Genomic DNA, 11,101 nt, shown 5'->3' on the forward strand with positions numbered 1-11,101 from the left:
GGACAACCATCGGAGACTGGAATTGAAAAAGATATTCATCGCACTTTCGGCAGCGACGATCGCCGCGCCCGCGTTCGCCCAAAGTTCCGTCACGCTGTATGGCGTACTCGACGAGGCCATACAGCTGAACACGAACGCGAAGCATGTGGTGGGTTCGACCAACGTCGGCGGCCGCCAGTGGTCGCTCGATTCGCTTGCGGGTCCGTATGGAAGCCGCTGGGGCATCAAGGGCAAGGAAGACCTCGGCGGCGGTCTCGCTGCCGTGTTCACTCTGGAGTCGGGTGTCAATCTGAATACGGGCGCGTTCGCACAAGGGGGAACGGCCTTCGGCCGTCAGGCATTCGTCGGCCTGTCGAGCAACCGGTTCGGCACGCTGACGCTCGGCCGCCAGTACGACAGCGTGAACGACTACGTGGGCCAGTTCGGATTCGGCCTTGCCGCCTACGGCAGCGGCGCATCGCATCCCGGCGACATCGACAACGCTGCGCGAACCTATCGCCAGAACAATTCGATCAAGTACGCTTCGCCGAGCTTTTCGGGGCTGCGCTTCGGCGGCACCGTCATGCTCGGCGGGGTCGCGGGATCGGTCTCGCAGAACAGCGGCTACACGGTCGGTGTCGGCTACAACAACGGCCCGCTCGGACTCGGCGTGGTGTACGAGTTCTTCAGGAATCCGTCGAATGCCGGCGCGGTGCTGAACGGTAATGCCAACGCGGTGCCGCCGGCGACCTCGACGGCTTTCGGCTCGATCAACTCGGGCTACCTCACCGGCAATGCGCCCGCCACCTCATGGCAGGTCGTTGCGGCGGGCGGCCAGTACACGTTTGCCTCGGCTGCGATCGGCATGCTGTATTCGAACGTGAAGTACGGAAACATCGGCCATTTCAACGGCGCGACCGCAACGTTCAACAACGTCGAAATCAACGGCATGTACCGGCTTTCGCCGGCGGCATTCGTCTCGGCCGCGTATAGCTACACGAAGGGCAATGCGGTGTCCGGCGATATCGGCGATCAGACCTACCATCAGTTCTCCGCGCTCGCCGACTACTCGCTCTCGAAGCGCACCGACCTCTACGTTGCCGCGACCTACCAGATTGCCAGCGGAACCAGCTCGACCGGCGCGCCGGCCGTCGCGAATATTTCGCTGCTGGGCGACTCGTCCAACACCCGCCAGGCGCTCGTGCGATTCGGCATGCGCCATATGTTCTGACAGCAACGACCCGCTAACAGGAGAGCACTATCATGACCACCAGCCGGTTCGAACTGCCAGCCAGTTCCGACAACGCTTCATCGGGCGACGATCCGCAGTCGCAAAAAGTACAGCGGCTTGCGCGCTCTATCTTTCTGGTTCAACTCGTCACAGTCGGGATCGGCTATCTGATCTACTCGATGAATCGCTCGGCGTTTCCGATCGGCCTGCACAGCATTGCCAAGTCTCTTGGCTTTAGCGTTCAGCAGGTCGGTACGCTGGCGACTATTTTTCTGTTGGGCCAGGCGCTTATCGATGTGCCCGCGGGATTGTGGAACGCGGGCCACGGCAAGGCCGGGGTCACGCCACGCATGAACGCGCTGATGCTGATCGGGACCGCGGGTGCCGGGGCAACGTCGATGCTGCTCGCGTATTTCGCGTACAACTATCCGTTGACGCTGTCGTATCGCGTGCTGTTCGGCGTGTTCGAAGGCATCTTCAATATCAGTGCCTACTCGTTCGCCGGATCGGTACTGCCGCAACGTCGCGCGTTTCTGAACAACTGCCTCGGGTTTTTCTTCGCGACCGGCGCCGTGATCGGCCCGACCGTCTTCAGCCAGATCATTGCGACTTCCGACGAGAACACCGGCTGGCGGCTCGGCCTGTCGATCTTCGGTGCGGTCACGATCGTGCTCGCCGTGGTGATGTTCATCGTCATGGCGCTGACGCTCAAGAAGATGTGGCGCGACCAGCCCGCGGCGAAGGCGGCTTCTCAGGCGAAGCAGCGCAACAGCGAGACGACTGCCGCCGCGTTCCTCGACGTCGCGCGTCGTGGCTCGATGTGGAAGGGGTTGGCTATTCACGCGGTGAACCTGATTTCGTACTGGGAATTCAGCGGCCTCATGCCGACATTCCTGATTCAGTATCAGCACAAGAGCGTGGGTTTTGTCGGTGTCGTGTTCGGATTCGGCTTTGGGCTGACGAGTCTCGTTTCGCCTCTTTTCGGCTGGATTGCCGACCGCTACGGCAGACAGGTGGTCGTCGCAACGCTTGGCATCGTCGATGCGATCGGCCTGTACGTTCTCCTGAATCATCCGGCGGGGCAGGCCATGACGATGGTCGTCGTCTTTATCATCGGGGTCGGCCTCAATACGCTGTATTTCATGGGCTATACGCTAGCGCAGGACGGGGTGCCGAACCATCGCGTCGCGATCGCAACCGGCTTTGCGGGCGCGATCGGCTATCTCGTGGCGAGCGGCGCCGGTCCGGTTTCGGGCTGGCTGACGGGCATCGCCGATTACCGTCTCGCCGGCACGATCGAGCTGATTGGGCCTCAGATCGTCGTGGCGATTCTCGCGATCGTGTTCTTGCCCGGCATCAGGACGTGGCAACGGATGAAGAAGGATGGTCCGCTGATTGATTGAGCGGTTGTCGTATTGCGGCTGGATTGATTGATCGCTGTATCTGCGCCCCGGTCGTAACCGGGGCGTATTCATGACGGCAAGCTCGCTATCGTCGCAAGGTTCGCGAAAGACCGTCGAGACATCAGAAGCGGTAAGAGAGCCTTGGGGAAAACGCTCGCCGCCGCCGCCGTCGCGCTCCATGACGCGAGGACCAACGGCGCCGACTGCCCGACCGATCGGTTCCGATACGACCGGTCATGTCGATGCAAGCTCCATTCTCTTACCCTGCAGGAACCGGCGCGCGGCCGGGTCGCGCTCGAGACCGATTGCCAGATCGTACGCGTCGAGTGCTTGCGCTGTCGCACCGACACGCGCGAGCAGATTGGCGCGTGCGGCCCAGTAGGGCTGGTAGTCGGCCAGTCGTGGATCGTCCGCATAGGGCGCAAGCGCGTCGAGCGCCGCCTGCGGGCCGTCGCGTTCCGCCAACGCGAGCGCGCGATTGATTGCCACCACCGGCGACGCTGCAATGGCGAGCAGTCCATCGTAGAGCTGAACGATTTCATCCCAGTTCGGGCGACGCGTCCGGCAGCGATGCACATGTGCCGACTGCAGTGCAGCCTCGAGCTGAAAGCGCCCGATTGCATTGAGCGCGTTCGCTCGCCGCAGCAGTGCGTTCGCTGTGTCGATCATCGGTGCGTGCCATGTTGCCGGGTTCTGAGCCGACAGCGGCACGTAGTTGCCAGCCTCATCGCGTCGCGCATTGCGCCGCGCCTGCGCAAACAGCATCAGCGCGAGCAGACCAAGCGCTTCCGGTTCGTCGGGCAGCAGCTCGACCAGCAGTTGCGCGAGATAGAACGCTTCGTCGGCGAGATCGCGCCGCTCGATATCGCCGCCGAGCGGGTCCGTCCAACCTTCCGCATACGCCGCATAGACCGCTTCGAGTACCGCCGCGAGCCGGCCAGGCAATTCCTCGCGCTCGGGGACCGTGAATGGAATGCCCGCTTCGCGAATCTTGGTTTTCGCCCGCACGAGGCGTTTGCTCATGGCGGCGGGCGACATCAGGAACGCGGACGCGATCGTCTTCGCTTCGAGGCCCAACACGACTTGCAGCATCAGCGGCGTGCGAATGGCGGCTTCGAGCGCAGGGTGAGTGCACGCGAACAGCAGGGCGAGCCGCCGGTCGGGTAACGCGCCGGCTTCGCACTCGTCGATCTCGTCGGCGAGGATCAGGAGCTGGTTCGCGACTTCGTCGCCGGTCCGGCGATGGCGTGCGCCGTCGATTGCCCGACGGCGCGCGACCGTCATCAGCCAGGCTTCGGGATTCGCGGGGCAGCCGTGCTCGGGCCAATCCGCGAGCGCGGCCGCGAATGCGTCGGCAAGCGCATCCTCGGCCGCGGCGACGTCGCGCGTGCGCATCGCCAGCAGGGCGACGAGCTTGCCGTAGCTGCGGCGCGCGACCGCCTCGGCAACCGAACGCGCGGCGCCGTCATCGCCACGGCCGCCGGCGGACGAACTCATGCAGAGGGCGCTTCGTAGGGCGCGGTCCAGACCGGGCGCACTTCCATGACGCCGTGCGCCGCGCCGGGACAGCGCGATGCCCACGTCATCGCCGCGTCCAGGTTGGGTACGTCGATCAGATAGTAGCCGGCGAGTTGCTCCTTCGAATCGGAATACGGTCCGTCGAGCACCTGCGGCTTGCCGTCGACGAGCCGCACCGTGGTAGCTGTGCTCGTGTGTTGCAGCCGGTTGGCGCCCACCAGCGCCCCCGCTTTCTTCAGCGATTCGGTGTACGCCTGATAGGCGGCAACGCCTTGCTGCCGCTCGCTGTCGGTCATTCTGTTCCAGCCGTTTTCTTCCGAGTAGATCATCAACAGGTATTCCATTTGAGCCTCCGTTATGGGGTTGAGGCGGACGAATCGAATCGGGCCGCCATCACAATGACGCGCGGGCCGCATGCTGATGGACAAGGGGGTGTCGAAAAAAGTGTGGAAGGCCGTGGGGGGCGGCTTCATTAAAGAATAGACGTTTGAGTTTCGCCCGATCGACCGTGGTGCAAAGCATTGTCGATCGGGTGATGGGCATTGTCGAGTTGTGGTGATGAGGCTGGTCTGCATCGGATGCCAACTGTGGCTCGAACCCGGAATTCGAGGTGGTACCGCATCTAGTTGTAAACGCCAGGTTACGCTTATGAATTCAAATGTATACTTGTGGATATATAAGAATCCAATATGTATTTCGTGTATTCCCTGAAAAAGCACGGACTTGCTCATCCTGGACGAGCCCGACTGCCCGAAGTGGAGACAGATCGTATGGATTGCCAACCTGGTCGGAGCCGTGGTTGTCTGAGGACGGTGTGGTTCGCCGCCGCGATGTCGATTACATTAATTGCCGGTGCGACGGCGCGAGCGGCGGACAACAGCTATCCGGTCCAGCCGATCCGCATTCTCGTTGGCGAATCACCTGGCGGTGCGACGGACATCATCGCGCGTCTCGTCGCGAAGAACATGACGCGCGAACTCGGGCAGTCCGTCATCGTCGAGAATCACACGGGCGCAGCGGGTTCGATTGCGTCGACTGTCGTCGCGCATAGCCGTGCGGACGGCTACACGCTTGCCGTCGTGTCGAGCAGCTACGCGATCAACCCGAGCTTCATGAAGCTCTCCTACGATCCGCAGACCGATCTGGTGCCGGTCAGTCTGCTGGTACGCGCACCGTTTCTGCTGGTGACGAGCCCGTTGCTGAAGGTCGGTGATGTAAAGGCACTGCTCGCGCTCGCTGCGCAGAAACATGGCGCGCTCACCTATGCGTCGGGCGGCACCGACAGTTCCGATCACCTGGCCGGCGTGCTGTTTTCGAGTCTGTCGAAACAGAAGATGACGCATGTGCCGTATCGCGGTGCCGGGCCCGCGCTTATCGACGTGATGTCAGGGCAGGTTGCGTTTCAGTTCGCCAGCGTGCTGTCCGCGACGCCGTTCGTGAGACAGGGCCAGTTGAAGGCGCTGGCTGTATCGAGCGGAACGCGGCTGCCTTCCGCGCCGCAGATTCCCACCGTTGCGGAGTCGGGTGTGCCCGGCTACGAAGCGCTGACGTGGTACGGACTCGTCGCGCCGAAAGGCACACCACCCGACGTCATACAGAAGTTGACCGCTGCGGCGCACGCGGCCGTCAACGAAGCATCGGTGCGCGCGCAGATCGTCAACGAAGGCGCTGAGCCGGTCGGCAGCAGCGGGCCGGAATTTGCGTCGTTTCTCGCGAGTCAACTGACGAAATTCCACGGACTCGTTTCGATCGCCAATGGCAGCGGCGGTTGATCGCGCCGTTTTCGCCGGGTTTCGCCACGCCATCGACACCTCAGGAAAAGGTCGCTCACGATGATCATTGAACGAATCGAAGTTATCGTCACCGACTTGCCGGTACGTCTGCAGCGCCTTCGATCCACCGGCATCTACGACACGGGCGCGAGTGGCGCGCTGCTCGGCAAGCCGGTGATGGTGAAGATTCATGCGGAAGGCGTCGTTGGCTATGGGCAGATTCGCCCGCTCACACCGCATCATTCGATGGCCGACACGTACGGCAGCATCATTACCGCGGTGCGCGATCTGTATGGCCCGCGTTTGATCGGCCGGCGTCTGACCGAGCTCGAGCAGTTGCAGATCATCTTCGACGAAGCGGCGCCGCAGAACTTCAACGCACGCGCATTGATCGATCACGCGTTTCACGACGCGCTCGGCAAGGCGCTGAATCTGCCGGTCTATGAACTGATCGGTGGTTTGTGTCAGCCGCGAATTCCACTCGAATGGTCTGTGAGCATGGCCGACGATCCGTCGAAGATGATCGCCGATGCCGAGCGTGCAATTGGCGAATTCGGCATTCGTGTGCTGTGCCTGAAGGCGGGGCATCGCGACGGCTGGCGGCGCGATGTCGAGAATTTTCTCGCGGTCCGCGAGACAGTTGGCGACGACATAACGATCGGCATGGACCCGAATACAGGCTGGACTGTCAGCGAAACCTTCCGCGTGCTCAACGCGCTCGCAGGCGCAGGTCTCGACTATCTCGAGCAGCCGGTGGGGAAACACGATCTCGACGGCATGGCGCGTATCCGAGCCGCTGCGCACGGTGTACCGCTCATGGCCGACGAGGCGTGCTGCTCGCTCGCCGACGCGCACGCGATCATCGCCGCGAAAGCCGCCGACGTACTCTGCATCAAGCTCTATAAGCATGGCGGCATCACGACGGCGCGCAAGATTGCCGCGCTTGCCGAGGCGGTGTCGCTGCAGATCAATTGCGGCGGTCTCGCGGTGCTGTCGCAACTGGAAGCGGCCGCGGGCGCGCATTTCTACGCGAGCCGGCCCGCGAAGCGCGTCATGCCTGCTGGTGAATTCATCTTCGGGCTGGGGGTGATGGGATCCGATCCGTTGGTCGGAGAAACGGATTTCGTTGTGCGCGACGGCCATGCGAACGTGCCGCGCGGTCTCGGCTTCGGCGTGACGGTCGACGAACGCGCGGTCGAGCGTACGACGCTTGCCAGAGAGGTTGTCGCATGAGCATGGCTAGCTCGCTCGCAACGCGCGATACGCGCGTGACTGAAGCGCTTGCCGCGTGGACGGCAGCGTTGCGATTCGAGGCGATTCCCGCCGATGTCGTCGCGCACGCGAAACTGTGCCTCATCGATGCGCTCGGCTGCGGGCTATACGGCGCGCGTCAACCGTGGGGCGTGATGGCTGCCGAGACTGCATCGGCATTCGGTGGCCGTGACGCGACGCTGTTCGGCAGTGCATCGCGTGCGAGCGCGCCGGACGCGGCGCTCGCCAATGGCACCGCGATCCATGGTTTTGAAGTCGACGACGTGCACGTCACGTCGTCGTTGCATCCCGGCTCGGTGACGATTCCTGCGGTGCTTGCGACCGCCGAGTTGCGCCGCGCGTCGGGCGCACAGTTGCTGACGGCGGTCATCACCGGCTATGAAGCGGGCATCCGCGTCGGCATCTGTGCGGGCCTTACGCATTCGACGAGCGGCTATCACGTGACGGGCACGGTCGGTACACTTGCATCATCGGCCGCGGTGGCACACGTGTTGGCGCTCGATGCGCGCGCTACGCTGCATGCACTCGCGATCGGCGCGACTCAGGCCGCCGGTCTCTACGCGGCGCGCATGGGCGCAATGGCCAAGCGCTTTCACGCTGGACGTGCGGCGCAAAGTGGCGTGATCGCCGCGTATCTCGCACAGCGCGGTTTCACCGGCAGCGATGTTGCAATTGAGGCACCGTTCGGCGGCTTCATGAGCACGCTGCGCGGCCAGTTCGATCCCGCGACGATCGTCGATGGGCTCGGCGAGCGGTGGGAAACGAAGCAGGTCGGCTTCAAGGTCTACGCCGCATGTGCGAGCGCACACACCACCGTCGATGCGCTTGATGCGCTGATGAAGCGCGGCCTTACCGCCGAACGCCTTGCGCGTCTTCGCATCGGTTTGAGCAAGAAGGGGTTCACGAATATCGGCTGGCCATACACGCCGACGGAAGTTGTGTCCGCGCAGATGAGCGGCTATTACACCGCGGCGGTCAAGCTGCTCGACGGTGACGCATTCGTCGATCAATACCGGCCGGAACGCATCGCGGATCCGACGGTGCTCGCGTTGATCGACAAGATTGAGATTTATCACGATCAGGCGCTTGACGCGGGTGGTGCGGAAAAACGCCATACCGCGCAAGTGAGCGCGCAACTCGTCGATGGCAGCGAGATGAACGTGCGGATCGAGCATCGTCTCGGCAGCGCACAACGGCCGCTCGGCGCAGACGTGATCCGTGCAAAGTTCGTGAGGCTCGCCGCTTCGGCGCTCGGCGCGCAGGCCGCGCATCGCATTCTCGCTTTCGTCGACGATATCGAAGGCGCCGACGACCTGTCGCCGCTGTTTTCGATGCTGTCGGCAATATCTAACGGCTAAACGACGTTTTGTCGTTTGAGTTGACAAAACAGGTGGCGTCGCTTGCGTGTATACACGAGCGGAGAAGACAAGCTGCACTGCAGCGAAGCTCAATACCATCGGTTGTCGATATCGCAACGCTACAGTCTGCCTGAACACACGTATTTTTGCGCGCTTCAATCATTTCAGTGCAGCAGCGGTTGCCGTTTCGGTGGTTTCCGGCGCATCTTGTGTTCTCCGTGTATACACGAGGTTTGCCGTAAAGAATTCATGTGTATACTCATGTATAAATAAACGTGATTTCCTTCTTACGTCAGGATATGAACGCTCAAACCGCTGGAAGCCGCCTTCGTCAGTTGATGGCGCGTAAGGAAAAAGTGCTGTCGGTGTTGCATCCGCCGTCCGCCGCGCTCGCGCGCATCATGGATCAGACCGGTTGCGAAGCGGGTTTCGTCGGTACCGGCAGTGTGGTCGGTTCGTACACGGGGCTTGCCGACGTCGGCTCACTGTCGATGCCGGAGTGCATACAGGTTGCCGGCTGGATCGCGCAATCGGTGCGCTTCCCCGTGATCATGGATGGAGACACGGGACACGGCGGCATCATGGCCGTACGCCGAATGGTGCGTGAATGCATACGCGCAGGTCTCGCCGGCGTGCGAATCGACGATCAACCGCTCGAAGGCAAGCGCCGCACGCAGACGGCTGGCATCGAGGTTGTGCCAGTGGAGCAGGCGGTGGCGCGCTATCGCGCCGCCGTCGAGATGCGCGATGAACTCGATCCGAGCTTCGTGATCATGGCGCAGTGCTATGCGCGCGACGCGACCAACAGCAGCCTCGACGATACGATTTTGCGTCTGCGCGCATATCGCGAAGCCGCGGGCGTTGACTGGGTGCAACTGGAGTCGCCGCATTCGCTTGAGGAGATCCGTCAGTGCCGCGCGAGCGTCGATGGTCACTTTTCCTTCATGAAGGGCAAATTGCCACGCTATCTGAGCGCACAAGAGCACCTCGAACTCGGTACCAATCTCGCATGGTATCCAGGCTTCACGCACCACGTGATCTGGGCGGCGCTCGGCGATTTCATGAAGGCGTTCAATGAAAAGGGTATGGCGGCCTGGGACGAATTCGAGCAGGCGCGTCGCGACGATCCCTACATCATTCCCGGCCCTGGCAGAAATGGCGAGGGCGCGGAGAAACAGGCGGAACTGGAAGCGCGTTATCAGGCGATCGATCTGAGCGCATTCCGTCGGTGAGAAGTTACTCGAAAAACAATAGATAACGACAACAGATCTGGAGACAGCAGGACAATGAAAAAGTCACTCTTATATGGAGCGCTCGCGTTCAGTCCGATCGCGGCGTTCGCGCAGTCTTCGTCAGTCACGCTGTACGGTATTGTCGACACCGGTATCGTGTTCGAATCGGGCGGACCAAAGGGCTGGGGTGTCAACATGTCGAGCGGCGTGCAGGACGTGAGCCGCTGGGGCATCAAGGGCGAGGAGGCGCTCGGCGGTGGCTACTCGGTGATCTTCAAGCTCGAGGACGGCATTCTTGTCAACAATGGCCAGACCGATACGGCTAATGCGGCATTCAGCCGCGTTTCGTACGTGGGTATCAGTAGCCCTTACGGAACGGTCACCGCTGGCCTCGATTTCACCCCGATCTATCTGGTGCTGTCGCCGCTTACACCGTTCGGTAATGCGTTCGGCGGGTCGCCCGGTCAATTGATGGCCGGCGAAAAGGGCGGTACGCGCGCGCCGAACCAGATCATCTACCACAGCCCGGATTTCTACGGCTTCAAGGCGAATGTCGCATATGGCTTCGGCAATGTGGCGGGCAGCATCGGCGATTCGCAGCAGTTCGGCTTTTCGCTCAGCTACAAGATCGGACCGGCGACGTTCGAATGGGGTCACCAGCAGGTCAACAATTCAACGTCGACCGATACGTCGCGCAATGATCTGATCACTGGCCGCTACGACTTCGGCTTCGCAACGGCGCATGTCGGCTTCGGCATTAGTCGTGGCATGGGCACGACCAACAGTCGTGATTTCCTGATCGGTTTCAGCAAGCGCGTCGCGGCTGTGCATGAGTTCTATCTCGCGTATCAGCACAAGAACGACTTGAACCAGCACCAGTTCAACGCTACCGGCATCATCGCCGATTACGGCTATTTCATATCGAAGCGCACGAATCTGTACGTCGCGGCGTTCTGGCTCAGCAATCACCGCTTCACGACGACGAAGTTCGGCACAGGCGATCGTGAACTGGATATTGGTATTCGCCATCTTTTTTAATAAGCAATTTAGTTCGGTATCTTAAATATGGTGCAGATGCAGGGCAGGCTCGAAGATCGGCCGCCGCGCGAGTCGATGGAATACGACGTGGTGATCGTCGGCGGCGGCCCGGCCGGGCTGTCGGCGGCGATCCGCCTGAAGCAGCGCGCCGCCGCGCAGGGCGTCGAGCTCGGCGTGTGCGTACTCGAAAAAGGCTCGGAGATCGGGGCGCATATCCTCTCGGGCGCGGTCATGGACCCGCGCGCCATCACCGAACTGATCCCCGACTGGAAGGACAAAGGCGCGCCGCTGGACGTTC

The 11,101-nt window shown here is 62.0% G+C and carries 10 protein-coding genes; 8 read left to right on the plus strand and 2 right to left on the minus strand.

Translation table 11 applies throughout. The features are described from left to right. Nucleotides 1–22 precede the first annotated feature (22 nt). Complete coding sequence (locus F3J19_RS27145; protein ID WP_167048622.1) at nucleotides 23–1,210, plus strand: porin; 1,188 nt, start codon at nucleotides 23–25, stop codon at nucleotides 1,208–1,210. A 32-nt stretch (nucleotides 1,211–1,242) separates the two neighbouring features. Continuing rightward, nucleotides 1,243–2,613: an MFS transporter gene (locus tag F3J19_RS27150; RefSeq protein ID WP_167048624.1), complete on the plus strand. Its 1,371-nt coding sequence runs from the start codon at nucleotides 1,243–1,245 to the stop codon at nucleotides 2,611–2,613. A 234-nt stretch (nucleotides 2,614–2,847) separates the two neighbouring features. Here the strand turns inward: F3J19_RS27150 and F3J19_RS27155 are convergent, their stop codons facing one another. Together F3J19_RS27155 and F3J19_RS27160 are read right to left on the minus strand one after the other, a co-directional pair. Continuing rightward, a complete protein-coding gene (locus tag F3J19_RS27155) occupies nucleotides 2,848–4,110 on the minus strand; it encodes a DUF6596 domain-containing protein (protein WP_167048626.1) in 1,263 nt (420 codons plus the stop codon). Beyond that, nucleotides 4,107–4,475 carry a YciI family protein gene (locus F3J19_RS27160; RefSeq protein WP_167048628.1) on the minus strand — a complete coding sequence of 123 codons (369 nt, stop codon included), beginning with the start codon at nucleotides 4,473–4,475 and terminating at the stop codon, nucleotides 4,107–4,109. Before F3J19_RS27160 ends, F3J19_RS27155 begins: the two co-directional genes overlap by 4 nt. Before the next feature lie 486 nt (nucleotides 4,476–4,961). Between F3J19_RS27160 and F3J19_RS27165 the strand changes: the two genes are divergently transcribed. The 6 genes from F3J19_RS27165 to F3J19_RS27190 form a co-directional block, all read left to right on the plus strand. Beyond that, a complete protein-coding gene (locus F3J19_RS27165; RefSeq protein ID WP_167048630.1) occupies nucleotides 4,962–5,903 on the plus strand; it encodes a tripartite tricarboxylate transporter substrate binding protein in 942 nt (313 codons plus the stop codon). Nucleotides 5,904–5,963: 60 nt separating this feature from the next. Next, nucleotides 5,964–7,136, plus strand: a complete 1,173-nt coding sequence (locus tag F3J19_RS27170; protein WP_167048632.1) for an enolase C-terminal domain-like protein — start codon at nucleotides 5,964–5,966, stop codon at nucleotides 7,134–7,136. Continuing rightward, entirely contained in the window at nucleotides 7,133–8,533 is a 1,401-nt protein-coding gene (locus F3J19_RS27175) for an MmgE/PrpD family protein (RefSeq protein WP_167048633.1), read from the plus strand. The genes F3J19_RS27170 and F3J19_RS27175 overlap by 4 nt, the downstream gene beginning before the upstream one ends. Before the next feature lie 299 nt (nucleotides 8,534–8,832). Continuing rightward, nucleotides 8,833–9,765 carry an isocitrate lyase/PEP mutase family protein gene (locus F3J19_RS27180; RefSeq protein ID WP_167048635.1) on the plus strand — a complete coding sequence of 311 codons (933 nt, stop codon included), beginning with the start codon at nucleotides 8,833–8,835 and terminating at the stop codon, nucleotides 9,763–9,765. Between the two features lie 54 nt (nucleotides 9,766–9,819). Continuing rightward, entirely contained in the window at nucleotides 9,820–10,803 is a 984-nt protein-coding gene (locus F3J19_RS27185; protein ID WP_167048637.1) for a porin, read from the plus strand. 36 nt (nucleotides 10,804–10,839) lie between these two features. After that, on the plus strand, nucleotides 10,840–11,101 hold a 262-nt coding region (locus tag F3J19_RS27190; RefSeq protein WP_205193289.1), incomplete at its 3' end, for an NAD(P)-binding protein.

Source organism: Burkholderia sp. Ax-1724 (genome assembly GCF_011752995.1).
Taxonomy (GTDB): Bacteria; Pseudomonadota; Gammaproteobacteria; order Burkholderiales; family Burkholderiaceae; genus Paraburkholderia.